Raw genomic sequence first — 25,478 nt, forward strand, 5'->3', positions numbered from 1 at the left:
GGCTTTTCGCCTTTTCTTTAGTCATTTGTTCCCGGTTGGACCTGTTACGTGCAGGTCAACGGCACCTTAACGCAAAGGTTTGGCGTTGCAACCCCTAAACCGGTGGGTAGCATTAGGGTGTGGACAAGCCTATAAGCGTCTCCCCTTTGCCGGATCGCGACGGCCTCTCTTTGCGGCCGGCCATGCCGCCAGCATTGTTTTTGCTGAACTGGTTTAAAACGTGAAGCGATCTTCCGGATTCGCGCGCCACGCTTTAAGTCTTGTCCGGCATGTTGTGATCGCAAAACCGCTGCACGGTCTTGCGCGACATGCTTTAAGTGTTGCGGGCAAAATGACGCAGGAGGCGGCGGGCAATGGCATTGCAGACGGGCGGGAATGCGGATTGGTGGCGCGGCGCGGTGATCTATCAGGTCTATCCGCGCTCGTTTCAGGACACTGACGGAGACGGGCTCGGCGATCTCAAGGGGATAACCCGGCGGCTCTCCCATATTGCAAGCCTCGGCGTCGACGCGATCTGGCTCTCTCCCTTCTTCAAATCGCCGATGGCCGACATGGGCTACGACGTCTCGGACTATTGCGACGTCGACCCGATTTTCGGCACGCTCGACGATTTCGACGAGATGATGGCCGAGGCGCACAGGCTCGGCATCAAGGTCATCATCGATCAGGTGATTTCCCACACGTCCGACCGGCATCCGTGGTTTATCGAGAGCCGCTCCAGCCGCGCGAACGACAGGGCCGACTGGTACGTCTGGGCCGATCCGAAGCCCGATGGAACGGCGCCGAACAACTGGCTGTCGATCTTCGGCGGGCCGGGCTGGGAATGGGACGGCGTGCGCCGGCAATATTACCAGCACAACTTCCTGACATCGCAGCCGGACCTGAACTTCCACAGCAAGCCGGTTCAGGATGCGCTGCTGAAGACGGTGAAATTCTGGCTCGACCGCGGCGTCGACGGCTTCCGGCTCGATACGGTGAACTATTACTTCTGCGACAGGCTGCTCCGGGACAATCCGCCGCATGTGTCCGATCCGGATCAGGCCGGCCTCGATGCGCCCGACAGCAATCCCTACGGCATGCAGAACCATCTCTACGACAAGACGCAGCCGGAGAACCTTGAATTCCTCCGGCGTTTCCGGGCTCTGCTCGATCAGTACGAAGGGCGCACGACCGTCGGCGAAGTGGGGGACGGCGCGCGTTCGCTGAAGACGGTGGCTGCCTATACGAGCGGCGGCGACAAGCTGCACATGTGCTACACGTTCGATCTGCTCGGCCCGGACTTCACGGCCGCCCATATCCGCAACTGCGTCGAGAGCTTCCAGCGTATGGTCAGGGACGGCTGGGTCTGCTGGGCTTTCTCCAACCACGACGTCAACCGCCACGTCAGCCGTTTCGCGCTGACGGAGGAGGAGCGGCCGGTGATCGCCAAGCTGGCGATTTCGGTGCTTGCGGCCCTGCGCGGTTCGATCTGCCTCTATCAGGGCGAGGAACTGGGGTTGCCGGAGGCGGAGCTTGCCTTCGAGGACCTGCGCGACCCCTACGGCATCCGCTTCTGGCCGGCCTTCAAGGGCCGCGACGGATGCCGCACGCCGATGCCCTGGGAGGCCGGCAAGGCGCATGCAGGGTTCACCAGCGCAGAGAAGAGCTGGCTGCCGGTGCCTTATGAACAGGCGGCACTTTCCGTCGATACGCAGGAAAACAGCGACAGTTCGGTTCTGCACCACTACCGGCGCACGCTGGAATTCCGCAAAAGCCAGCCCGCGCTGCTCGACGGCAGCATGGAATTCGTCGGCACCAATAAGGATCTGCTAGCGTTTGTTCGCGAGAAAGATGACGAGAAGCTACTTTTCGTTTTTAACCTGACGCGTGAGCCTGCAGAGTTTCGCTTTCCCGCCGGGATTAAGCTCGTTGCTGCTCTGGCGATGCCTGGCTTCCAGGCGGCAGCCGACAATGATGTCGTTAGACTCTCGGCACTGGATGCTTTTTGCGCGAGAGTTCGGTGATCAGGCGGCGGTAGGGCGCTTGACCGTCTGATCGCCGCGTCCGGCCAATAGGCCATTGATCGAGATATCTTCGTCAAGATCAGTCCAGTGAAGGCCCATCGAGCTGATCTCGACAGTGCGAAGCTGTTCCGGCGTCGCATTCAACAGGCGCGGAAACCATGCCAACGGTACGCCCAGAGTGCGCCCGTCATCGAGCGCGACCCACATCGTATTTTCATCGAAAGTCACATCAGTTGCGGAAATGTTCATCCCACGCCCTTTCGATGGCGGATTGGTTCTTGATGACTTCCCGAATGATAACAGCAAGTTCGCGTGGATTGAAGCCTTTGCTGTCGGCAATGCCGATTGCGGGCTGTATCCAGACCTTAGCTTCGCCGTTCGGGCCGCTAACATGAATATGGATTGGCTCGCGAGGATCGCCCTCGTTTGAATAGAAAAAGAACTTCAGGTTTCCGAACGTGAAGACCAATGGCATCGGGTACTCCGTCCGGGTTCAGCCGATCAGCGTGAAGCGATCGACATCGACCATTCCCTTGTCCGAGATCTTCAGATGCGGGATCACGGGCAGGGGCAGGAAGGCGACCTGCAGGAAGGGCTCTTCCAGCGTCGTGCCGAGGGCGTAGGCGGCCTTGCGCAGGCGATGCAGCGTGTCGCGCACCGTTTCGTAGGGCTCGAGGCTCATCAGGCCGGCGACGGGCAGGGCGATCTCGCCGGTGACTTTGCCGTCCTCGACGACGACGAAGCCGCCCTTGATCTCGCCGAGCCTGTTGGCGGCGAGCGCCATGTCATCCTCGTTGACGCCGACGACGCAGATATTGTGGCTGTCATGGCCGACGGTGGAGGCGATCGCGCCCTTCTTCAAGCCAAAACCCTGGACGAAACCGTTGGCATGGTTGCCGTTCTTGCCGTGGCGCTCGATGACGGCGACCTTGACGATGTCGCGGCCAAGATCGATGCCCGTCTGGTTGCCGTTGGCCGGCAGGCGGTAGCGGCGGTGCTCGGTGATGATCTTGCCGGGCATGACGCCGATGACGGGCGTTTCGCCCTCCGAAACCGGCACGCCGAAATGGGCCGCGTTGACCGGCCGCGCCTTGACGCTGTCGAGGCCGACGGGAGCGACCGGCTTGCGGGTGGCAAAGAGCGCGTCGGTGACATGGCGGCCGGCCGAAAAGACCATATCGGCCCGGCAGTTTTCGAGACTGTCGATCACGACGAGATCGGCCCGCCAGCCGGGGGCCACGAGGCCGCGGTCCCGCAGGCCGAAGGCGCGGGCGGCCGATATGGAGGCGGCGCGATACATCGCCAGCGGCTCGACGCCTTCGGCAATTGCCGTGCGGATCATGTAATCGAGGTGGCCCTGCTCGGCGATATCAAGCGGGTTGCGGTCATCGGTGCAGAGCGCCAGATAGGGCGAAAGGCGCTCGGTGATGATCGGCAGCAGCGCGTGCAGATCCTTCGAAACGGAACCCTCGCGCACAAGGATATGCATGCCCTTGCGGATTTTCTCCAGGGCTTCGGCAGCGCTCGTGCATTCATGTTCGGTGCGGATGCCGGCCGACAGATAACCGTTGAGATCGTTGCCCGACAGAAGCGGCGCATGCCCGTCTATATGGCCGCCCTGGAAGGCGTCGAGCTTTGCCATGCAGACCGGATCCTTGTGGATCACGCCCGGGAAATTCATGAATTCGGCAAGGCCGATAACCTTGGGATGATCGCGGTAGGGCAGGAGGCTTTCGACGGGCAGGTCGGCGCCGGATGTTTCCAGATGCGTGGCCGGCACGCAGGAGGAAAGCTGGACGCGGATATCCATGATCGTTTCCAGCGCCGAAGCGAGGAAGAATTCGATGCCGTCCCTGCCGAGCACGTTGGCGATCTCATGGGGATCGCAGATGGCGGTCGTAACGCCGTAGGGCAGGACGCAGCGGTCGAATTCATGCGGCGTGACGAGCGAGGATTCGATGTGCAGATGCGTGTCGATGAAGCCGGGAACGACGATCTTGCCGGAAATATCGATCTCGGTCTCGCCGCCATAGGTGCCGCAGGTGCCAATGATGCGGTCGCCGCCGATGGCGATGTCCGACTGCACGAGATCGCCCGTCACCAGATCGAAGAAGTGCCCGCCTTTCAGGACGATATCGGCGGGAATGCGGCCCACACCCTGATCGATGAGACGTTCGAGCTTGGCGGTCATGACTATCCTCGCGATGCAATCGATTCCGCAAGTTATAGCGCATCTGTTTGCGGATTTGATGCCCGCAAACGAAACCGGGCGCCGATGGCGCCCGGTCCCGTGTCTCGTTCGTTGCGATTACTCGGCAGCGACGATCTTGCCGCCTTCCCACTTGTAGAGCGAGAAGCTCTGCGAGGAGAGGTCGCCGGTTTCGCCATAGGTGAGCTTGCCGATGGCGGTGGGGATCTCTTCGCCGCCCTTCAGGGCTGCTGCGACGGCTTCCGCATCGTCGGCGCTGCCGGCCTTCTCGATGCCGGCCTTCAGAACTTCGACTGCGGCATAGGCGTTGAGCGTGAAGGCTTCGGCCGGGATCTTCCTGGCGGCGAGCGCATCGGCAGCCGCCTTGGAATCCGGGCTCTTGGTGGCGTCGGAGGCGTTGGTGAAGAGCGTGCCGGCTGCCGCATCCGTGCCGATCGTCCAGAATTCGGTGTTGGAGAGGCCGTCGCCGCCGACGATCTGGGCGTTGACCGAGAGGTCATGCAGCTGGCGGGCGAGCAGGCCGCCTTCCGGGTGATAACCGCCGAAATAGATGAGATCGACATTCTCGGCCTTGATGCGGGTCGTCAGCGCCGAAAAGTCCTTGTCGCCGGGGGTGATGGAGTCGTTGATGACTTCGGTGACGCCGCCGGCGTTCAGCGTTGCCTTGAAGGCATCGGCAAGGCCCTTACCGTAGGCGCCCTTGTCGTTGATGATGGCGACGCGCTTGTCCTTGAAATGTTCGAGAACGTATTTTGCGGCGACTTCGGCCTGCTGGTCGTCGCGGCCGCAGGTGCGCAGAACGTTGGTCAGGCCGCGCTTGGTGAGGTCAGGCGCGGTGGCGGTCGGCGTGACCATCAGAACGCCGTTTTCGGCCAGAACGTCGGAAACCGGAATGGCGACGCCGGACGTGACCGGGCCGACGACGAAGCGGATGCCTTCGCCGACAACCTTGTTTGCGGCCGAAACGCCCTGCTTGGGTTCGCCGGCGTCATCGGCGAGCTCGAGGACGACCTTCTGGCCCAGAATGCCGCCATTCTTGTTGATTTCATCGACGGCGGTCTGTGCGCCGTTCTTTACCTGGTCGCCATAGGCGGCCACCGGGCCGGTCAGCGGCGCGATCAGGCCGATGGTGATATCTGCATGCGCAAGCGGCGCGAATGCCAGCGAGGCGATGAGCGTCGCCGTCAGGGTTTTCAAGGTCATGTTCTGTCTCCTTGGATGGGGTCGTTTCGACCACCGGTTGTTTGCCACGCAGATCGTTTCGTCATCAGTGATCCCGCCGGGACCATGCCAAGGATGAGGAAAAACCGCGTGGTCAATGAGCTGTGCGGCCATGTTTGGCTCGCTCGGCGCATGGCAAGATTTCTAGGAATTTCGGTGAGATTCCGCAAGATCTTAACAAGATCGGGCCGGTTTTCGCCAATTTTGGAAAGATTGCGCCCGATTTTTTGTTGTTTCAGTCCATTTCCCGCAATTTTCGGTCGGCGGCGTGCCCCGTGCATGTGACACCGCGGCGCTTCGATATTGCCCGGTCATCTCTTGCCGATCGCATGAAGGCGCACATTTACGGAGAGCCGAAAGCCATCCCGCTTTCCGCAGCCTATCGCATCGGCCGTCAAGCAGTACGCGGAGGAACAGGCGCAAGATTTCCCGATGATGTTCAAATGTCCAAGTCAAATTAATAATTGATTCCAAGAATCATAGTAGAACTATTGTTCCTGGATATATTGTTGCAGTGCAACAGATATGCAGTCTGTCGATATTGGGATTTGGCGGGAGTAGATATCCGGATGCTGAAGCGTATCGAAGCCAGACAAGTGCGAACCGGCATGTTTATCGAGATGATCGAAGGCATCTGGAACGATCCTTTTCTATCCAGGCGGCGGTTCTTACTCCGTCACGAGAGTGATACGTTGAAACTGAACGAGTGCGCCGACGCGGGCGTGGTCATCAACACCACCAAGGGCCTCGATGTCAGCGATGCCTCCCGCAGGATCGAGATCGACGTCAAGGCGGCGCGGGAAACCATCCAGAAGTCGGTGCAGGTGCTCGAGAATGTCTTCGGCCGGCTGCGGGAGGGGGATGCCAGCACTATCGACCAGGTTGAGCCGGTGATCTCTTCCGTCTCGAAATCGATGGACGACCACCCCGCGGTTTTCATGAGCGTGACGCGGCTGAAATCCAAGGACGAAGTCACGTTTCTGCATTCGCTGTCGGTCAGCGCCCTGATGATCCTTTTCAGCCGCCACCTCGGGCTGAACGAGGAGCTGGTGCAGACGCTCGGCACGGCAGGCCTGCTGCACGATGTCGGCAAGCTGGAAATACCGCTTGAGGTGCTCAACAAGGAAGGGCGCCTCAGCGAGGAGGAGATGCAGCTGATCCGCGACCATCCGGAGAAGGGGCATGCGATCCTGTCCCGCCAGGAAGGCATGTCGCAGATCGTTCTCGACGTCTGTCTCAACCATCACGAACGGATCGACGGCAAGGGCTATCCGCGCAAACTGTCCCACGGCCAGATCAGCCTGCACGCACGGCTTGCCGCGATCTGCGACGTCTATGACGCGATCACTTCTGTGCGCCCCTACAAGGCGCCCTGGAGCGCGAAGGAGGCGCTGACCTGGATGCTTGCCAATGAGGGGCATTTCGACCGCCGGCTCGTCAAGAAATTTGCGCTCTGCCTGTCGGTGGCCTCCGTTTCCTGAACGTTTCTCTTTGATCGGACAGGGCCTGCGGGCATGCGATCCAACGCAGGCCGGATGCCGCTATCGCCCGGCGAGCGCCTTTCCCAAGGGCAAGTGCTGGCATGGGATCTCCATTGGGCTGGCTTGCCCTGCCTGCAGGAAATCCGTGACGCCGGAGACCGATAACGCGATCGAGGTCGGCACAAAGGAAAGGGCGAGGCCGCAGCCCCGCCCTTGAATTCAACTGGAACGATCGAATTCAGATATTGTTCTGCAGGATCGTGCGCAGTTTGCCGAAGAGCTCGTCAATGTGCTTCTTCTCGATGATCAGCGGCGGAGACAGCGCGATGATGTCGCCGGTGGTGCGGATCAGGAGACCGCTCTCGTAAGCCTTGAGGAAGGCCGTGAAGGCGCGTTTGGTCGGCTCGCCGGCGATCGGGTCGAGTTCGATCGCGCCGATCAGGCCGGTGTTTCTGATGTCGATGACGTTGGGGCAATCCTTCAGCGAATGCAGCGCATCGGCCCAGTAGTCGGAAAGTTCGGCTGCGCGGGTCAGCAGGCCTTCTTCCTTGTAGGTGTCGAGCGTCGCAATGGCGGCGGCCGAAGCGATCGGGTTCCCGGAATAGGTATAGCCGTGGAAGAACTCGATCATGTGCTCGGGGCCGTTCATGAAGGCATCGTGGATTTCCGAGGTCACGAAGACGGCGCCCATCGGGATGACGCCGTTGGTCAGGCCCTTGGCGGTGGTGATGATATCGGGCTTGACGTCGTAATACTGGGCGGCGAAGGGCGCGCCGAGGCGGCCGAAGCCGGTGATGACTTCGTCGAAGATCAGCAGGATGCCGTGCTTGGTGCAGATTTCGCGCAGCTTCTGCAGGTAGCCTTTCGGCGGGATGAGCACGCCTGTGGAGCCGGCGACCGGCTCGACGATGACGGCGGCGACGGTGGAGGCGTCGTGCAGGGTAACGATGCGCTCGAGTTCGGTGGCGATATCGCCGCCATGCTCGGGTTCGCCGCGCGTGAAGTTGTTCTTGCCGGGCAGGTGGGTGTGCGGCATGTGATCGACGCCGGTCAGGAGCGTGCCGAACATCTTGCGGTTGGTGACGATGCCGCCGACGGAGATGCCGCCGAAATTGACACCATGATAGCCGCGTTCCCGGCCGATCAGGCGGAAGCGCGAACCGTTGCCCTTCACGCGGTGATAGGCGAGCGCCACCTTGAGCGCCGTCTCGACCGATTCAGAACCGGAATTGGTGTAAAGCACGTGGTCCAGGCCCTCGGGGGCGATATCGACCAGGCGGTTGGCAAGCTCGAAAGCCTTGGGATGGCCGAGCTGGAAGGCGGGAGCGTAGTCAAGCTCGCCCGCCTGTTCGCGGATCGCTTCCGTGATCTTCGGGCGGCAGTGTCCGGCATTCACGCACCAGAGGCCAGCCGTGCCGTCCAGCACCTGGCGGCCGTCATGGGTCTGGTAATACATATCCTTCGCGCTCACGAAGAGGCGCGGTTCCTTCTTGAACTGGCGGTTCGCGGTAAAGGGCATCCAGAAGGCGCGAAGGTCGTTTGGCGTTGCATTGAGGCGGTTGGACATGCTGTTCTCCTGACCGTTGGGGTGGCCGTTCCCGTTTTAGGCTTGGCGCCGATTATTTTTACTGCCCGGTCAAATTATCAGCGCCCGGAAAAGCGTCAAGCCGCAGAAACGCCGCCAGCTGCCGTTCTGCGACACGTCAGGCGTCATCAATCCTTCGCCCGGCGTTGCTACAAAAACCGATGGCCGCAATGGCCGAGGGCATTTCATTCATTTCCTTGAAATTCAACCGTTTTTACCGGAGGTAGTCATGACGGACCGCCAGAAGACCAGACCGCGTCCCAATCCGCGGCGCGCATTTGCGCCGAGCTACGGCACCATTCTCGAAGAAGGCGTTCGCCGCCGCACCGTTCTGAAGGGCTTTATTGCAGCCATGGGGGCGGCCGCTTTTGCGCCGGCGCTCGAAGCAACGAAGGCGGAGGCCGCCCAATCGACGCTCACGTTCCCCGAACTGAAGCGTGTGCGCGACACCGCCGACCACTGGCCGGAAGGTTACGAGCGCCAGATCCTCGTGCGCTGGGGTGACGCGCTCTTTGCCGACAGCCCGGAATTCGACGTCAGCAAGCTCGACGGCAAGGCGGCCGAGCGCCAGTTCGGCTACAACAACGACTTCACGCAGTTCCTGCCGCTGCCCTGGGGCGAGAAAAGCTCGGACCACGGCCTGATGGTCGTCAGCCATGAATATGCGACGCCCTACCTGATGTTTCCCGGTCTGGCGGCGGACGACTACCGCGAGAAGATGACCGAGGACCAGATCCGTGCGGTCATGGCCGCCGTCGGCGTCTCCATCTTCGAAGTGCGCAAGGACGGCGACCAGTGGCAGGTGGTCAAGGACGGCAAATATAACCGCCGTATCCACATGAGCACGGAAATCGGCATTGCCGGCCCGGCTGCCGGCGACGACCGCCTGAAGACCAAGGCCGATCCGACCGGCACGGTCGTCTTCGGCACGATCTCGAACTGCAATGGCGGCATCACGCCCTGGGGCACGATGCTTTCAGGCGAAGAAGGCGCGATGGACGTTTTTGCCGGCGACTACAAGACGCTGCCGAACCAGGAACTGGTCGAACGCCAGGGCTGGGACGAGGACGAGAACGACATCTATTCCGTCAGCCGGGTCGAGCCGCGTTTCAAGTTCGAGGAAGAGCCGAACGAGTGGATGCGTTTCGACTGGGTCGTCGAAATCGATCCGTTCGATCCGACGGCAAAGCCGGTCAAGCGCACCTCGCTCGGGCGCATGACGCATGAAGGCGCGCAATGTTGCGTCGCCCCTGACGGGCGCGTCGTGGTCTTCATGGGCGATGACGACGATTTCGAATATATCTACCGCTTCGTCACCCGCGATCCGTGGAACCCGGGCGATCGCGCCGCCAACAAGGACCTGCTCGACCACGGCACGCTGTCGGTCGCCAAGTTCGAGAGCGACGGCACGATGCGCTGGATCCCGCTTACTGCCGGCGAAGGCCCGCTGACGGCGGAAGCCGGCTTCAAGACGCAGGCAGACGTGGTTCTGGCCACGCGCGCTGCCGCCGATCTCGTCGGCGCGACGCCGATGGACGGCCCGGAAGGCTTCATCCCGCATCTCGGCACCGGCAAGCTCTATGTTGCCATGACCGAGAACGAGGATCGCCTGCCGAAGGGGGAGGGCGACGACGAGAAGGAACAGGTCAACGTCGCCAATCCGCGCGGGCCGAACCCGCACGGGCACCTGCTGGAACTGGTGACGCCCGGCGGCCCCGACATGCCGGATTACGCGGCCGAAAGTTTCAAATGGGATGTCTTCGTTCTCTGCGGCGATCCGGCCAAGCCCGAAGACCAGGCGATGTTCCATCCGGCGACGACCGCGGCCGGCTGGTTCACCGATCCCGACAACCTTGCCGTCGATCCGGCCGGCCGCCTCTGGGTGACGACCGACGGCCCGCCGCCGGAAGGCATTGCCGATTCCGTCTATGTGATGGATACGGAAGGTCCGGGCCGCGCGCTGCCGAAACTCATCTATATCGCGCCCGTCGGCTCGGAAACCTGCTCGCCGACCTTCACCCCGGACGGTTCCAGCGTCTTCCTCTCGGTCCAGCATCCGGGCGAATTGCGCATGGCCGACAATGAGGACGCGACGTCGATGGACGATGCCGGCACCAGCTGGCCGGACTTCAAGCCGGGCGTGCCGGCCCGTCCTTCGCTTGTCGTGCTGAGACGCGGCAACAATGCGGTGGTCGGCAGCTGAGCCCGCTCCTGCGCGACATCTGACGCAAAAACAAGACCGGCAATTCGTAAGAATTGCCGGTCTCTAATGCTTCACGCGCTGAAAAGGGGTAAGCGGCGTCCGCGGAAAGATTTCTCTGGAACGCTGCCTATGCCGACATCATGTCAGCGCTAACATCAGGCTGCAGACCTGCTCCGGCTCGGGGCCACGTAAATCTCTTCGAGTGTTGCAAGGATTTTCATGACCGGTTCGGAGTTGCTGGAATAATAGATCGTCTGTGCGTCACGACGGGTCTTGACCAGCTTCTGAGCGCGCAATTTCGACAGATGCTGGGAGAGCGCCGACTGGCTCAGGCCGACCTGGGTGGCGAGAACGCCGACAGGCACCTCTCCCTTTACCAGGCTGGTGAGGATCAGCAAACGCTTGGGGTTGGCCATGGCCGATAATAAAGCTGCCGCCACATTGGTGTGCTCGGCCAAATCAGAGGTTTCCATATTTTTCTTCCTAATGCGAAACGTACATCATCCGTACAGGCACAGGCCGTCAGACGGTTCTTTGACTGACGACGAAAACTAGCAATTGGGCTTGAAGATTGTATATACCTAAATTTAAGGTATCAGGTATGCTATTTTAGATATGTTTGAACAAATGTGATCTAAATCCTCAGCGGGTATGTCGAACTCGCAACGCAACAATAAGTCACCTGAAATCATATCAAAACCTGCGGAATCGACGCCTGATATGCGCCAGGGGCCTGCTTCGGGCGCCTTTAGCCGGGATGCCAGCGCCGAGACCAGATCCGGATGGCGCGCTACTAAATCTTGCACTGCGGCATCAGCTTTTTCAGCGATCTCGTCATTTGCGGCACAGTGAATCATGAGATCGCCGCCATCAAGCACGTAGGCACGGCCGAAACCGCCATTGAGGCTGGCCGTGTGCGGGACGAGGCGGAAGAAGCGGAAATCGGGGAAATCGATATAGAGTTTCGCCTTGGCGTGACGGCTGAGGAAACGGCTGCGGATGCGCGCATGGAGGGGCGTGTCCCGCTCCACCTGTTCGGCACGGCATTGCGTGGTCAGGCGCGCATGGGCGAGCGGATCGCCCTTGCCGGGCTCGCCGGTCAGGAGCGAGGCCCTGGGGTCGGCGGCGAGCGCTTTCGTATGGGCCGAGAGCGCGGAAACGAGAATGACCGGCACGCCGTCAATATCGGTGCCGAGGAGAACCCGGCTTGCGAAGGGAAAGCCGGTTTCAGGATCGAGAACGGCGAGGGCCGCATAGCGGGCGGAGCGCAGGAGGGTGCGGGCCAGCTTGCGGGCTTCGTCGTCGGTTTCGCGCAGTGTTGAGGACGGTTCTTTCATATCCGCCATGTTGCAAAGCGGAGTGAGCGGATCAAGTCTAAAGCGTGTCGCGGTCTTCAAGATCCGCTTGCCACGCTTCAGATCTCGGTTTCACGCATGCCGTGGCCGCATACCGCTGCACACTTTGCGCGGGCATGCTTCATTCCTTCCGCCTGTGCCGCGTGAGGCCGGTGACGACATCCTGTGCCGAGATGGTGCCGACGATCTGGCCGTTATCGACCACGCCGATACTGCCGGGCTGCCTCGACAGCGCATCGAGGACATCGACGAGCGGCGTCGTCGGGCGCGCGGTGGCGCTGACCGACATGCCGATTGCCGCATCGCCAAGTCCGGGCTGCATGATGTCGGAGGCCATCAGCATGTTGATCGGGTTCATGTTCTGCACGAAATCGGCGACATACTGATCGGCAGGGTTCTTGACGATTTCCTGCGGCGTTCCGCACTGGATGATGTGCCCGCCCTCCATGATGGCGATGTGGTTGCCGATGCGGAAGGCCTCGTCGAGATCGTGGCTGACGAAGAGGATGGTCTTCTTCAGCCGCCGCTGGAATTCCAGGAGCTCGTCCTGCAGGCGTGTGCGGATCAGCGGATCAAGTGCTGAGAACGGCTCGTCCATCAAAAGGATCGGCGCGCCGGTGGCGAAGGCGCGGGCAAGGCCGACGCGCTGCTGCATGCCGCCGGAGAGCTCGTTGACCTTGCGGTCGGCCCATTTCGTCAGGTTGACGAGTTCGAGTTGTTCGCTGACGCGGTTCTTGCGTTCCGCATCCTTCATGCCGGCGAGCTCGAGGCCGAAACCGACATTTTCGGCAACGGTGCGCCACGGCAGCAGGGCGAACTGCTGGAACACCATGGAGACCGTATGCGTGCGCAGGTCGCGCAGCGCCTTGGCATTGCATTTGTAGGGGTTTACCGGCCCCGTTGCCGTCGAAACGGCGACGTCGCCGCGCACGACGGGCGCAAGCCCGTTGACGGCGCGCAGGAGCGTCGACTTGCCGGAGCCGGAAAGGCCCATCAAGACGAGGATTTCGCCTTCCTGGATCGTCAGCGAGGCATTGGCGACGCCGAGAACGAGGCCGGTCTCGGCGCTGATCTCGTCGCGCGTGCGGCCCTTATCGACCATGGCAAGCGCGGTTTCCGGCCGGTCGCCGAAGATGATGCTGACGTCCTTGAAACTGACCGCGGTCATGCGCCGTCTCCTTCGCCTGATTTACGGAGCATTCGATCCAGAATGATCGCCAGGATGACGATGCAGAAACCGGATTCAAAGCCCTGGGCGATGTTGACGGTGTTGAGCGCGCGGACAACCGGCACGCCGAGACCGGGGGCGCCGACGAGGGCGGCGATGACGACCATGGAGAGCGACAGCATGATCGACTGTGTCAGGCCGGCCATAATTTGTGGCATTGCAAAAGGCAGTTCTACTTTGCGCAGAACCTGCATCGGCGTGGCCCCGAAGGCGACAGCGGCTTCGACGAGGGAAGGAGGCGTCGAGATAATGCCGAGGCGTGTAAGTCGGATAGGCGCAGGGATTGCGAAGATGATGGTCGCGATCAGGCCCGGCACCATGCCGAGGCCAAAAAGGATAAGAGCCGGAATGAGATAGACGAATGTCGGGATGGTCTGCATGAGATCGAGAATGGGGCGCATGATGGCATAGACCCAGGGGCGGCGGGCAGCGGCAATGCCGAGCGGAATGCCGAGCACCATGTTGACGAAGGTTGCCGCGAGTACGAGCGCCAGCGTTTGCGTCGTCTCTTTCCAGTAGCCCTGGTTCATGATCAGCAGAAGTCCAAGACAGGTAAAGGCTGCGACGATGATCGATCGCCGAAGCCACCACGCAATCAGGGTGATGGCGAGGATGACGATCAGCGGATCGGGCTTCTGCAAGACAAACAGCAGGGCATTGATGACGGCCGACAATAGGGCTGACAGCTGCCTGAAGAACCATTCGCCGTTCGTCGTTAGCCAATCGAAGAAAGATTTGGCCCAAGGACCGGTAGGAATTTTAGAGTCGGTGATCCAATTCACGAAGCGCGCCTGTCTCTTGAGAACGAAGATCGGGATGAAAACGAAAACGGGGCGGCAGGTCCGCCCCGTTCATTTCATCAGAGGCCGAGGCCGGACTTGACGGCTGCGAGGCCGTCGCCGCTGCCGTCGCGCGTCTTGACGCCGGCAAGCCAGGGCTCGACCGTGGACGGATTGGCCTTCAGCCATTCGCCCGCTGCCTTTTCCGGATCTTCGCCGTCGTTCAGGATCTTGTTCATGATCTCGTTCTCCATCTTCAGGGAGAACTTGAGGTTCTTCACGAATGTCCCGACGTTCGGGCATTCTTCGATATAGCCGGCGCGCACGTTGGTATAGACTTCAGCGCCGCCGAAATTCGGCCCGAACGTGTCGTCGCCACCCGACAGGTAGGTCATCTTGAAGTTGGTGTTCATCGGGTGCGGTTCCCAGCCGAGGAAGACGACCGGCTTGCCTTCCTTCTCGGCGCGGGCGACCTGGGCCAGCATGCCCTGCTCGGAGGATTCGACGAGTTCCATGTCCTTCATGCCGAAGGTATTCTTGTCGATCATGTCGATGACATGGCGGTTGCCGTCATTGCCGGGCTCGATGCCGTAGATCTTGCCGTCGAGTTCGTCCTTGTGGGCGGCGATATCCTTGAAGTCCTTGATGCCGAGTTCGGCGCCCTTGGCGTTTGTCGCCAGCGTGTACTTGGCGCCGACCAGGTTCGGGCCGTAGGACTCGACCGACTTGTCGTCGAGATAGGGCTGGATATCGGCCTTCTGGGACTGCATCCAGTTGCCGAGAAAGACGTCGATGTCCTTGTTCTTCATCGACGTATAGGTGACCGGCAGGGAGAGAACCTTGATGTCGGTCTCATAGCCGAGCTTCTTGAGAAGCAGGGCTGCGGTCGCCGTGGTGGACGTAACGTCCGTCCAGCCGATGTCCGACAGATGGACGGTGGAGCAGCTTTCCGGATCTGCGGAGAAGGCGGCGGTCGCAGCGGAGAGGGCAGCGACTGCAGTTGCGGTGATGAGTTTGAATGCGCTTGTTGTTTTCATTTTAGACTCCCAGTCTTACGTTCCCAAGCCAACCATCAATAGACCAGTTTTACAAGCGATCTCGGCGCGTTTGCGGCGTTCCGGACTATGCGATTGCGACGCCCGGCATTTTTTGGGAGAGCTTGGATTTCAAGGCTTTTGGCGATTTCGCCGCCGGGATTTCCTGTGACTATCGTTTTGCCGGGGCTTTTCTTTGCATTCCCGAGCTTCCAAGAAGCCAGATAAGGAGAATCCGATGGCAAAACTCTATTTCAACTACTCGACAATGAATGCCGGCAAGTCGACCATGCTGCTGCAGGCCTCCTACAACTACCAGGAACGCGGCATGCGCACGGTTCTCCTGATTGCGGCCTTCGACGATCGGGTTGCCAGGGGCGTCATCGGTTCGCGCATCGGGCTCGAAGCGGAGGCCATCCCTTTCGAGGGCGACAGCGATCTTTATGCGCTGGTTCGGGAGCTTAGCCGCGAGGGGCAGCCGATCTCCTGCATTTTCGTCGACGAAGCGCATTTCATGACCCGCGACCACATCTGGCAGCTTGCCCGCGTGGTCGACAGGCTTGGCATTCCCGTCATGGTCTACGGGCTCAGGACGGATTTCCAGGGCAAGCTTTTCCCGGCCTCGCAGGAGCTGCTGGCGATTGCCGACGAGATGCGGGAAGTTCGCACCATCTGCCATTGCGGGCGCAAGGCCACGATGGTCGTGCGCCTCGACGGCGAAGGCAAGGTGCTGCACGAAGGTGCGCAGATCGAAGTCGGCGGGAACGAAAAATACGTTTCGCTGTGCCGCCGCCACTGGGACGACGCGATGAACGGCGAATGGGTGGCCGAGGCCGTCTCGGCGGGCTGATGCCTGTTTTCTTTGAAGCGGCAAATGACTAGTCTGCAATCTGCAGATTCCCTGGGAGTGCCCGGTGCGCAAGAGCCCGCCTTTCGACAGCCAGTATGATGCGGCCCGTGACCTTGCCGAGGCCATGGCCGGCGAGGCGGATTATTGCGCTGCCTGCATCACCGGCTTCGATGGCGACGGTTCGCGTTCCTCCGACGAGATTTTCCTGGAGCAGAATGCGCGTTTCCAGGCCTTCCTCAACGACAGCGCCACGCTCGACGTGCTGCTTGCGGAACTCGTCTTCTCGCTCGACCGGCTGACGGCGAAGGTTTCGGCCGATCTCGACAGTTTTCGCGGGCTGACGCGGCGCGAAAAGATGGCCGGCTGGTTTTCCCGCCAGCGCATGTGGCGCATGCACAGCGCGCGGGTGCGCGAGGCGCCGGTCGTGGACCAACTGCTCGATCTTCTGACGAAATCCGACCTGCTGGCGACGCTGCTGCAGGAGCAGAGGCGCTCCCTCGTCGAGCGTCACAAGAGCGCCGAGCAGAGTCTCATCGACATTGTCGAGCGCCGGCGGCGGCTCGTCGACGAGATCGACATCGCGCGGATGCGGATGAAGGAACTCAACGCCAAGGCTTTGAACGCGCAGGGCCGCATCGGCGTTTACGGCAACAAGGCGCATTGGGAGCAGATGGAGGCGGAGCGGCTGGCGCTGAAGGCGGAAGCCGAGCGCATTTCCGTCGAGGAACATGCGATGCGCGACGAAAGCCAGCGGCGCGAGCGCTTCATCGGCATGTTCCAGGCCTTCGTCGACAGGCTGAACGGCCGTATCGCCGGCTGCAACGCGCTCATCCGCAAGCTCTCGGTCGATACCGAAGAGCGGCTCATCATCTATCAGGCGCAGGTCGATACCGACCGTCCGGGCATGAAGGCGCGGATCAAGCCGGAGCTTTTCCCGAATATTGCCGAAACCATCGCGCTTTTCGAAAAGGGCATGCTGGTGCCCCAGGATCTGGTCCAGCGAAAGAGCCGCGCCGACCAGGAATTTGCCCGGAAGTTTCCCGCCTATGCCGAGGAGCCTTCGGACGCGCCGCTGATCGATATGGTGCGAAAATCTCCCGTGTTCGGGTTTGGGTTCCTGCGTTCGCTGCGCTCCTGACAGGCCGCGCGCCTCTTGCGGCCGCAGCCGGCCAAAGCGCCGTCCGGCCGAAATATCCTTGTGCGTTGTTGTGCTTGGGCGATCGAGCGCATATGTGGATGGAAGGGATATCCCTGTTTTCGCCGCCTGACAGGAGACGACGATGCTCGACCGGATTGCCGGTTTTTTCAGACTGATCGGCCAGACGATCGGCCGCTGGGTTCGCCTTTTTGCCGCCTGGGCCATCTGGCCCTTCATGGCCGCGCACGGATGGTATGCGCGGCGGACCTGGATGATCCGGCTGCCGATCATCGCGTTCGTGGCGCTTCTCGTCGTTCTCTACGGCTATTTCATCTGGCAGACGCAGATCTGGTCGAATTTCAACACGAACTTCGTCGATCAATATCGCCTTTCGGACCGCAAGGTGGCTGCAGGGCAGGAGGTTCCGGCGGCGGACGGGACTGCCGCCAAGACCTGCCAGCGCTCGGCCATCGTCGATGTCGCGGCCGATCTGACGGATTTCAACGTCAACCAGAATGCCTGGATTTCGTCGATGGTGCTCTACAAGATGGGCTTCTTCGGCATCGACTGGGACCACACGCCCTTCCTCGACAACAAGGCGTCCTTCCAGCGCGGCATCAATCAGGCCGTCCGGCGGACTTCGGCGGAGCTGGTCGATACGCTTGGGCGCGTGCGCGGCACGTCCGGTATCAACAATGATCTGCAAAGCGCGCGCGGCAATCTGCAGTTCGACGAATTCAGTTGGTATTTCGGGCTCGATCCCTTCGGCCTGAAAACGCCGACGCCAGCCTTCTACCGCACAGCCATCAGGGATCTGCGCAAGTTCAACACCGATCTCGCTGCCTGCAACGCAGTTTTCGACGGTCGCGCCGACAACCTGATGCAGTTCATCGACCGGATCGCGAACGATCTCGGCGCCACTTCCGATATGCTGGCCGAGCGCTCGGAACACCATAATCGCGGCTGGTTCGACACCAGGGCCGACGACCGATTCTGGTTCGCCTATGGTCAGCTATACGCCTATTACGCGATTCTTTCGGCCGCACAGGCAGATTTCTCTCAGGTTGTGTCGGAGCGGAATCTCGGAGCGATCTGGGCGGGCACGACGCGGCAGTTCCAGGCCGCGCTGCGCATCCAGCCGGCCATCATTTCCAACGGGCGCGAGGACGGCTGGATCATGCCGAGCCATCTCGCGACGATGGGCTTCTATATATTGAGGGTGCGTTCGAACCTCGTCGAAATCCGCTCGGTGCTGGACCGCTAGGCCCCTTTGCCGTTAACCGGTGCGGCATCGCTGTCCTCGAAGCCGACGATGCGCAGCTTCTCGACGAATTCGTAGGTGATGCCGACGATGCCGCCGCCGCTGGCGTCGTCGCGGAACTGGCCGACGGTGCGTACCATCTTGTAGCCGCCAAGCCCGTTTTCGACGCGATAGACATAGTGGAAGCCGACGCGATAAAGGCTCGCCTGCTCGAAGGTTTCGGCAATCAGCAGGCGGTCTTCCTCGTGGATGCGCGACATGAGTTCGGTCAGGTTGACCGGACCCTCGCTGTAGGGAAGATCGAAGATCCGGTGTACGTCTTCGCTGGCGAAGAAATGTCCGGTCTCGAGGTTCATGCGCCAGAAGCCGAAGAGGCGGTAGGCGGCGAACATCGTTACCGCTTCGGCATCGGTAATGCCGATATGGGTGCGGGATTGCGGCCGATGCTCGACTGCGGGCTGTTCGAAACGAAGAGGCACGGTTTCTCCCTAGTGGGGGACGACGCGCTGATTCTCTTCTGATTCCTCAGTTGATCAGCTTCAATCGGATAGCTTTTGCTACCAACTGGGTGCGGTTGACGCAATCGAGTTTTTTAATTGCGTTGGTCATATAGGCATTTACCGTGTGATCGGAGAGCGCCAGGATCTGGCCGATCTCGATCGAGGTCTTGCCCTGCGCCGTCCACCGCACGACTTCGAGTTCGCGCGCCGAGAGCGCGCTATGGGCGCTCTCCTCGTTGCGCTTGACGCTGTTATAGGTATCGAGCGCGTGGAGTATGATCATCGCCAGTTCGTTGATCTCGCTCTGGCCCAGCGCCGCGCGTTCGCCGCTGAACCAGAAGACGAGGCGCTGCCCGTCGGCGGAGTTGATCGGCATGGCAATGCCGGCGGTCATGCCGTATTGCAGCATCAGGTTCCTGATGCCGGCGGGGAAAGACTGGGCATGGCCGGGATCGTTGAGGTGCCAGACCTGCGGCACGGCCGATTCCCGCAGCCGCGCGGCGAAGGGACAGGCGCGCAGCATATGGGCGCGATCGAAATCCCTGACGTAGGAAACCGGCAGCGAACTCTCGATAATCAGCGGCTTGAGAAGCAAATCTTCCGCCGCCGGCGCGTGCAAGAGCGTGGCATGCTCAAAGCCGAACGCGGCCGCCACCCGTCCGAGCGCTTGTGCGAAAAGGCCGCGCGTGCGCGCCACGGCCAATTCGTTCGATAGCAATGACTGCCTTTCAGAGGTAGTCATGTAAGACATTATATGCCCCCGCAAGTCCCCATGTTATCGCTATCAAATACATAAATCCGCCTGCATGCTAGCCCTAATTGACTTAGCACACACTGATTAATTCATTTCGTGAAAAATTAACCAGACGAAAAACGCGTTTAAGTTGATTTATGAGATGTTGTGGTAGACGAACTGCGTGTTTTTACTTCCTCGGCGACCGGGCCGGTGAGCTTCGTCAGGCCCGAGAGGGAAGAATCACCTCCGAAAGGCGCTGGCGGCAAGCTTCCGCTTCCGTCCTTACACGATAGCCGAAGACCGGATGCGACGATATGACATTCCGCAACGGTGTCACTGCGATTTACTGCCGCAGTGAAGGCAACGGGGGACATCGGGGCGGAACCGATCCGCTTCGTGGATGCCTCCCGGGATCGCCGCTGCCTGATAAACAAGGGTATAGCGCGGGGCGCTATTCACAGTCCGGGCATATTTCGCTATCCGATTGTGAAATAAACGCCGAGTCCGTCGCGCGCCGAGAGAACGGGGACCTGATCCATGGCTGCCATCAAATCCGATATCGAAATCGCGCGCGCGGCAACGAAGAAACCGATCTTCGAGATCGGCGCCAGCCTCGGCATTCCGCCGGAGCAGCTCGTTCCCTACGGTCACGACAAGGCCAAGATCAGCGCCGAGTTCATCGCCGCGCAGGAGGGCAGGAAGGACGGCAGGCTGATCCTCGTCACGGCGATCAACCCGACGCCGGCGGGCGAGGGCAAGACGACGACCACGGTCGGTCTCGGCGACGGGCTGAACCGCATCGGCAAGAAGGCGATCGTCTGCGTGCGCGAGGCCTCGCTCGGTCCCTGCTTCGGCGTGAAGGGCGGAGCGGCAGGCGGCGGTTATGCGCAGGTCGTGCCGATGGAAGACATCAACCTGCATTTCACCGGCGATTTCCATGCGGTCACCTCGGCGCACAATCTGCTGGCGGCCATGATCGACAACCACATCTATTGGGGTAACGAAGAGAATATCGACCTGCGCCGCGTCACGTGGCGGCGGGTGATGGACATGAACGACCGGGCGCTGCGCAGCATGGTCTCGTCACTCGGCGGCGTATCGAACGGATTTCCGCGTCAGGGTGGCTTCGATATCACCGTGGCCTCGGAAGTCATGGCGATCCTGTGCCTTGCAACCGATCTCAAGGATCTGGAACGCCGCCTCGGCGACATCATCATCGGCTACCGCTTCGACAGGACACCGGTCTATGCCCGGGACCTGAAGGCCGACGGAGCCATGGCCGTGCTCTTGAAGGATGCCATGCAGCCGAACCTCGTGCAGACATTGGAAAACAATCCCGCCTTCGTGCATGGCGGGCCGTTCGCCAATATCGCCCACGGCTGCAATTCGGTGGTCGCGACGAAGACCGCGCTGAAGCTCGGCGAATATGTCGTGACCGAGGCGGGCTTCGGAGCCGATCTCGGCGCGGAAAAATTCTTCAACATCAAGTGCCGCAAGGCGGGATTGAAGCCGAGCGTCGCGGTGATCGTTGCCACCGTCCGGGCGCTGAAGATGAATGGCGGCGTGAAGAAGGACGACCTCGGCGCGGAGAACGTTCCGGCGCTGGTCCGCGGCTGTTCCAACCTCGGCCGCCATATCGCCAATGTGCGCCGCTTCGGCGTACCTGTCGTGGTTGCGATCAACCATTTCGTCTCGGACACGGATGCCGAAATCGCCGCGGTCAAGGAATATGTCGCCCGCCACTGCGCCGAAGCCATCCTCTGCCGCCACTGGGCGGAAGGTTCTGCCGGCATCGAGGATCTTGCCTACAAGGTGGTGGAGCTTGCCGAATCCGGACAGGCGAAGTTCGAGCCGCTCTATGGCGACGACCTGCCGCTGTTCGAAAAGATCGAGATCGTCGCCTCGAAAATCTATCATGCCGGCGAGGTGACGGCCGACAAGGCGGTGCGTGACCAGCTCGCCGCCTGGGAGGAGCAGGGATACGGCAAGCTGCCGGTCTGCATGGCGAAGACGCAATATTCCTTCTCCACCGATCCAAACCTGCGCGGCGCACCCGAAGGACATATCGTGCCGGTGCGCGAGGTGCGCCTGTCGGCGGGGGCCGGCTTCGTCGTGGTCATTACCGGCGAGATCATGACCATGCCCGGCCTGCCGAAATCACCGGCGGCGGAGCGGATTTACCTCAACGACCAGGGTTATATCGAAGGGCTGTTCTGATCGGCAGCCGTCTCACGATCCGGTTCAAGGCTTTCGCAGCGGGGTTGCGATTTTGCGGCCAGGTCTTTGACCTTCCTGCCGAATTTCAGTGGCAATAGCGAAAGCCTCCCTTTCTCTCGATCACGTCGAGATGGAAATGGGTCTCGTGGGCAGCATCGCTTTCCGGATCGAGCACCGTCGTGAAATAGAGGCAGCCGGCGGCGCTGACGGTGCGCTGGAAGGCGCCTGTGAGCGTCGAGTCCTCACGGCGTGAGCGCACTGCGACAGGTTCGCCCTTTTCGAAGCCGAAGCTTGCGATATCGATGGCGTTGCCGCGGGCATGTTCGGAAATCTTGCCGGTGTCGGCGCCGTTCCTCAGCCGGCAGATATAGGCGGAGGCCTGATTGACGGTAATGATACGGCCGCTTTCCGGCAGCGCGACGGATGCTGCGGGAATGACGTTTCCCTTCATCCATCGCGCAAGCGCGAGAGCCGTCGGGCAGCGCAGCGTTGCTTCGGGCTTCAGCGTGATGCCGGGCAGGGCCTCGGAGACGATGATCGGCCTGTCGATGCCGCAACCGTTGCCGCCGTCGATGCGCGGCGTTTCCCGGAAGACGACGCCGAGGCTCTGCAGGTCTTTGGTACATTCGGCATGGTCCGCATCGCTTTCGGGTTCGATGGTCAGATGCTGCTCCTCAAGCGTCTGTTCCCCCGGTCTTGGCGGTCCCTGATATTGCGGCGGGGCGGCAGCCGGTAACGCGTCCTTTCCGGCGGGCGGGGCGGCAGGGGCTTGGCCGGGTTTGGGCTGCGGCGTCGGCACGTCGGATGCTGACGGCTGCGTTTCGGGCTTCTGCCCGGATTCCTCCGGCTGAGGCGCGGGAGCCTTCCCGGTTTCCGGCTTCTCTTCCGGTAGCGGGACCGCCGGCGCTTCGGTTGCCGCTTCCGGTTTTGCCTGTGGCACCGGCCCGGTTCGCGGCAGTCTTGCACCGGGGAGCAGGGCGAGTGCGGCGAGAAGAACCGCCATCTTCCGAAATTCTCTCACACGTCGTTTCCCGTCGTTGATCGAGCGGAGAGGAAACGCAAGAGCGGCGGATTCGTTGCAATTGCGCAACGTTTGCATAGATCGTTAAAACTTGACGGTAATATTCAACATAAGACGGCGGAATATATTGACAATAAAAGTCATGTTTTTTATGCGGCAAAAAGAAGGCGGCCGTTGGGGCCGTTCCACGTGCCTAGCCAGCCCCTCGCGCATTTGATGCCGACCAGCCAGCCCGGTTATTAATCACTCAAGGGTTGGTTTCATGGTTCTTGGACGTTGGCGTTCCGCGCTGTTGGTCTGCACAGCAGCCGTATTCACTTTTCCGATTTCACAGGTCTTCGCGCAGAGCACCACGCCGGCCGCCACAACGGGCGAAAAGCCCACGGTGCTGGCGCCCATCGTCCTGAAAGGCAAGCGGGCCACGAAGGATGCCGGTAGTCCGGCAGACAGCCCGGTCGTCTCGGAGACGACCGCCGAACAGATCGACGAGAAGCAGATCACCAGCATCGAGGATCTCGGCCGCACGACAGAACCGGGCGTTTTCTTCAACGTCAATAACGAAAGCGTAAACATCCGCGGCCTCGAACAGAGCCGTGTCCTGACGACAATCGATGGTATTCCGATCCCGTATATCGACGACGGCGCGCGCGGTGCTGAAGGAGGAATCAACACGTTCAATTTCGATTCGCTATCCACTGTGGATGTCTTGAGGGGAGGCGATTCAAGCCGCGCGGGTTCGGGCGCTCTCGGCGGCGCACTGATCCTGCGTACGTTGGAGCCGGAAGATCTCATCGATCCGAACGCGACGTGGGGCGGTATTTTCAAGTTCGGCTATGACAGCAAGGATCGCAGTTTCGGCGGCTCCGCCGCTGTTGCAAAGCGCATCGACAACACTGCCGTGCTGTTCCAGGGCGACTATCGGAAGGGGCATGAATCCGAAAACAACGGGGACGTTGGCGGCTATGGCGCAACGCGTAGCGAAGAGAACCCGGAAGACTACCGCTCGAAGAATTTTCTCTTCAAGGTTCGCCAGTATACGGATAGTGGCCACACGTTCGGGCTGACAGCCGAACATTATGACAAGGATCGCGATATCGATCTTATGACGGGACAGACGTTGACCGGCACCTATCGTCCGGGCAACCGTAATACGTTCAATGACGCCAGGCGCGATCGCGTTTCGCTGGACTATAAATATGAAGCGACTGATGCCGACAGCCTGATCGATCGGGCCAACGCGGTCTTCTATTGGCAGGATATCGTCAAGAATGTCGGCGACGACAGTATTCGCAGCTCGACGCCGATTGGCGTCTACAAGCGTGACAACGAATTCGAACAGCGGGCGATCGGTTTTGCGGGAAATGCCGAGAAGAGCTTTGAAGCTGGCGGGTTCGATCACAAGGTGACCGCGGGTCTGGATATTTCCTTCTCCAAGGCAAACCAGTATTCCTCCGGCGTGGACAGTTGCGGTCCCGGGCCATTCCCGCCATTCAATACCTGCAACTTCCTGCATACGAACCAATCGGACATGCCTGACGTCGATGGAAGCAAGGTCGGCTTTTTCATTGACGACAAGATCTCTGTCGGAGACAGCCCGTTCTCGCTGACCCCCGGTGTCCGTTTCGATTGGTACGATTACAGCCCGAAGCAGACGACAGCCTATGAAGAAAACCCGGCTTACAGCGGTTTGCCGGCAGGTCAGAGCGATAGCCAGTTCTCGCCCAAGCTCCGTGCTGCCTTCGAGCCGCGTCCGGACGTCGAGATCTATGCGCAGTGGTCGATGGGCTTCCGCGCGCCTGATGTTGAGGAACTTTATCTCGACTACGGTGCGCCGGGCAGTTACCTCAGCCTCGGAAATCCTGACCTGAAGCCGGAAACCAGTCAGGGCATCGAAGTCGGTGCGAATTTCGGCGACAGCGATCTCGGTGGTCACGTCGGTCTCTTCTACAACAAGTACCGCAACTTCATCGATACAGAGACCTTCACAGACACGACCGGGACATATCCGCTCGGCATCACGTCGTATTTCAACCGCGACCGTGTGCGCATCTACGGTATCGAAGCCAATGCGCATAAGACCTTCGACAACGGTTTTCATGTCTCTGCCGGCATCAGCTACATGAACGGTATCGACACGCAGACAAACGAAGTCATTCGCTCGGTCACGCCGTTCAAGGCCATTGCCAGTGCCGGCTATGCAACAGAAACCTGGGGTACGGATGTCACGCTCAACGCTTCGACCGGAGCAAAGGATGACGGCGACCCGGATACGTTCGATGCGCCGGGCTATGGCGTTGTCGATCTGACTGCATGGTGGGAGCCCGAACAGATAAAGGGTATGACGCTTCGGGCCGGTGTCTACAACGTCTTCGACAAGACGTATTACGAAGCGGTAAATACCCAGACGCTTTCTGACTCGCCTGCGCAACCGATCGAATATTATTCGGAGGCGGGACGAACCTTCAAGGTCACGTTGACCCAACGCTTCTAACATCCCGAGGGCGGCTTTCGGGCCGCCCTTTTTCGTGAGGTGATCGCCTCTTGCGCTTGGCTCCATCTCAGGCTAACAATTTCGCTCATGAAGAAGTCCTTGAACATTGCAGTTTGGTGGTGGGCTCGCTGAGGCGGCCTCGACCAATCGTGTCCAAAGACGACGA

Annotated in this window: 22 protein-coding genes; 9 read left to right on the plus strand and 13 right to left on the minus strand. The window is 60.7% G+C overall.

What is annotated here, in order from left to right:
- Nucleotides 1–353: 353 nt before the first annotated feature.
- Nucleotides 354–2,003 (plus strand): alpha-glucosidase family protein, encoded by a 1,650-nt coding sequence (locus tag ACFPWW_RS09855; RefSeq protein WP_377311515.1) that lies wholly within the window; start codon nt 354–356, stop codon nt 2,001–2,003.
- Here ACFPWW_RS09855 and ACFPWW_RS09860 read toward each other — a convergent pair whose 3' ends face one another.
- From ACFPWW_RS09860 to ACFPWW_RS09875, 4 genes are all read right to left on the minus strand, one after another.
- On the minus strand, nt 2,004–2,252 hold the full coding sequence (locus ACFPWW_RS09860; protein WP_112563339.1) for a DUF2442 domain-containing protein: 249 nt from the start codon (nt 2,250–2,252) through the stop codon (nt 2,004–2,006). It abuts the gene before it with no gap.
- The gene (locus ACFPWW_RS09865) at nt 2,233–2,478 is read right to left on the minus strand and encodes a DUF4160 domain-containing protein (protein WP_377311516.1); all 246 of its coding nucleotides are present in this window, start codon (nt 2,476–2,478) and stop codon (nt 2,233–2,235) included. The genes ACFPWW_RS09860 and ACFPWW_RS09865 overlap by 20 nt, the downstream gene beginning before the upstream one ends.
- Nucleotides 2,479–2,496: 18 nt before the next feature.
- Nucleotides 2,497–4,194 (minus strand): adenine deaminase, encoded by a 1,698-nt coding sequence (ade, locus tag ACFPWW_RS09870; protein ID WP_377311517.1) that lies wholly within the window; start codon nt 4,192–4,194, stop codon nt 2,497–2,499.
- Between the two features lie 117 nt (nt 4,195–4,311).
- A complete protein-coding gene (locus tag ACFPWW_RS09875; protein ID WP_377311518.1) occupies nt 4,312–5,415 on the minus strand; it encodes a branched-chain amino acid ABC transporter substrate-binding protein in 1,104 nt (367 codons plus the stop codon).
- Between the two features lie 134 nt (nt 5,416–5,549).
- Here ACFPWW_RS09875 and ACFPWW_RS09880 point away from each other — a divergent pair, with 134 nt between their 5' ends.
- A complete protein-coding gene (locus tag ACFPWW_RS09880) occupies nt 5,550–5,894 on the plus strand; it encodes a hypothetical protein (RefSeq protein WP_377311519.1) in 345 nt (114 codons plus the stop codon).
- A gap of 108 nt (nt 5,895–6,002) precedes the next feature.
- Nucleotides 6,003–6,914 (plus strand): HD-GYP domain-containing protein, encoded by a 912-nt coding sequence (locus ACFPWW_RS09885; protein WP_112563330.1) that lies wholly within the window; start codon nt 6,003–6,005, stop codon nt 6,912–6,914.
- 238 nt (nt 6,915–7,152) lie between these two features.
- Here ACFPWW_RS09885 and ACFPWW_RS09890 read toward each other — a convergent pair whose 3' ends face one another.
- Entirely contained in the window at nt 7,153–8,481 is a 1,329-nt protein-coding gene (locus ACFPWW_RS09890) for an aspartate aminotransferase family protein (protein WP_112563327.1), read from the minus strand.
- A 247-nt stretch (nt 8,482–8,728) separates the two neighbouring features.
- Here ACFPWW_RS09890 and ACFPWW_RS09895 point away from each other — a divergent pair, with 247 nt between their 5' ends.
- On the plus strand, nt 8,729–10,702 hold the full coding sequence (locus tag ACFPWW_RS09895; protein ID WP_377311520.1) for a PhoX family protein: 1,974 nt from the start codon (nt 8,729–8,731) through the stop codon (nt 10,700–10,702).
- 155 nt (nt 10,703–10,857) lie between these two features.
- Here ACFPWW_RS09895 and ACFPWW_RS09900 read toward each other — a convergent pair whose 3' ends face one another.
- The 5 genes from ACFPWW_RS09900 to ACFPWW_RS09920 form a co-directional block, all read right to left on the minus strand.
- Nucleotides 10,858–11,175, minus strand: a complete 318-nt coding sequence (locus tag ACFPWW_RS09900; protein WP_112703974.1) for an ArsR/SmtB family transcription factor — start codon at nt 11,173–11,175, stop codon at nt 10,858–10,860.
- Nucleotides 11,176–11,289: 114 nt separating this feature from the next.
- On the minus strand, nt 11,290–12,039 hold the full coding sequence (locus ACFPWW_RS09905) for a HugZ family protein (RefSeq protein WP_112703973.1): 750 nt from the start codon (nt 12,037–12,039) through the stop codon (nt 11,290–11,292).
- Between the two features lie 139 nt (nt 12,040–12,178).
- The gene (gene choV, locus ACFPWW_RS09910) at nt 12,179–13,225 is read right to left on the minus strand and encodes a choline ABC transporter ATP-binding protein (RefSeq protein WP_377311521.1); all 1,047 of its coding nucleotides are present in this window, start codon (nt 13,223–13,225) and stop codon (nt 12,179–12,181) included.
- Nucleotides 13,222–14,067: a choline ABC transporter permease subunit gene (choW, locus tag ACFPWW_RS09915; RefSeq protein WP_112703971.1), complete on the minus strand. Its 846-nt coding sequence runs from the start codon at nt 14,065–14,067 to the stop codon at nt 13,222–13,224. Before choW ends, choV begins: the two co-directional genes overlap by 4 nt.
- Before the next feature lie 77 nt (nt 14,068–14,144).
- The gene (locus ACFPWW_RS09920; RefSeq protein WP_112563315.1) at nt 14,145–15,101 is read right to left on the minus strand and encodes a choline ABC transporter substrate-binding protein; all 957 of its coding nucleotides are present in this window, start codon (nt 15,099–15,101) and stop codon (nt 14,145–14,147) included.
- Between the two features lie 235 nt (nt 15,102–15,336).
- Between ACFPWW_RS09920 and ACFPWW_RS09925 the strand changes: the two genes are divergently transcribed.
- From ACFPWW_RS09925 to ACFPWW_RS09935, 3 genes are all read left to right on the plus strand, one after another.
- Nucleotides 15,337–15,948, plus strand: a complete 612-nt coding sequence (locus ACFPWW_RS09925) for a thymidine kinase (protein ID WP_112563313.1) — start codon at nt 15,337–15,339, stop codon at nt 15,946–15,948.
- 64 nt (nt 15,949–16,012) lie between these two features.
- Complete coding sequence (locus ACFPWW_RS09930) at nt 16,013–17,086, plus strand: hypothetical protein (protein WP_112563311.1); 1,074 nt, start codon at nt 16,013–16,015, stop codon at nt 17,084–17,086.
- Between the two features lie 142 nt (nt 17,087–17,228).
- Nucleotides 17,229–18,350, plus strand: coding sequence for a DUF2333 family protein (locus ACFPWW_RS09935; protein ID WP_377311522.1), 1,122 nt, complete (start codon nt 17,229–17,231; stop codon nt 18,348–18,350).
- Here ACFPWW_RS09935 and ACFPWW_RS09940 read toward each other — a convergent pair.
- Both ACFPWW_RS09940 and ACFPWW_RS09945 read right to left on the minus strand, forming a co-directional pair.
- The gene (locus ACFPWW_RS09940) at nt 18,347–18,826 is read right to left on the minus strand and encodes a diguanylate cyclase (protein WP_112563307.1); all 480 of its coding nucleotides are present in this window, start codon (nt 18,824–18,826) and stop codon (nt 18,347–18,349) included. The genes ACFPWW_RS09935 and ACFPWW_RS09940 overlap by 4 nt on opposite strands.
- Nucleotides 18,827–18,872: 46 nt before the next feature.
- Nucleotides 18,873–19,598 carry a helix-turn-helix transcriptional regulator gene (locus tag ACFPWW_RS09945; protein WP_377311523.1) on the minus strand — a complete coding sequence of 242 codons (726 nt, stop codon included), beginning with the start codon at nt 19,596–19,598 and terminating at the stop codon, nt 18,873–18,875.
- A gap of 522 nt (nt 19,599–20,120) precedes the next feature.
- On the opposite strand from ACFPWW_RS09945, the gene ACFPWW_RS09950 reads away from it, so the two are divergent.
- Nucleotides 20,121–21,800, plus strand: coding sequence for a formate--tetrahydrofolate ligase (locus ACFPWW_RS09950; protein WP_377311524.1), 1,680 nt, complete (start codon nt 20,121–20,123; stop codon nt 21,798–21,800).
- An 85-nt stretch (nt 21,801–21,885) separates the two neighbouring features.
- Here the strand turns inward: ACFPWW_RS09950 and ACFPWW_RS09955 are convergent, their stop codons facing one another.
- Nucleotides 21,886–22,803 carry an extensin family protein gene (locus tag ACFPWW_RS09955; protein WP_377311525.1) on the minus strand — a complete coding sequence of 306 codons (918 nt, stop codon included), beginning with the start codon at nt 22,801–22,803 and terminating at the stop codon, nt 21,886–21,888.
- A 280-nt stretch (nt 22,804–23,083) separates the two neighbouring features.
- Between ACFPWW_RS09955 and ACFPWW_RS09960 the strand changes: the two genes are divergently transcribed.
- A complete protein-coding gene (locus ACFPWW_RS09960) occupies nt 23,084–25,312 on the plus strand; it encodes a TonB-dependent hemoglobin/transferrin/lactoferrin family receptor (RefSeq protein ID WP_377311526.1) in 2,229 nt (742 codons plus the stop codon).
- The last annotated feature ends 166 nt before the right edge of the window (nt 25,313–25,478 follow it).

The sequence above is a fragment of the Rhizobium sp. GCM10022189 genome, assembly GCF_042656325.1.
Lineage (GTDB): Bacteria > Pseudomonadota > Alphaproteobacteria > Rhizobiales > Rhizobiaceae > Rhizobium.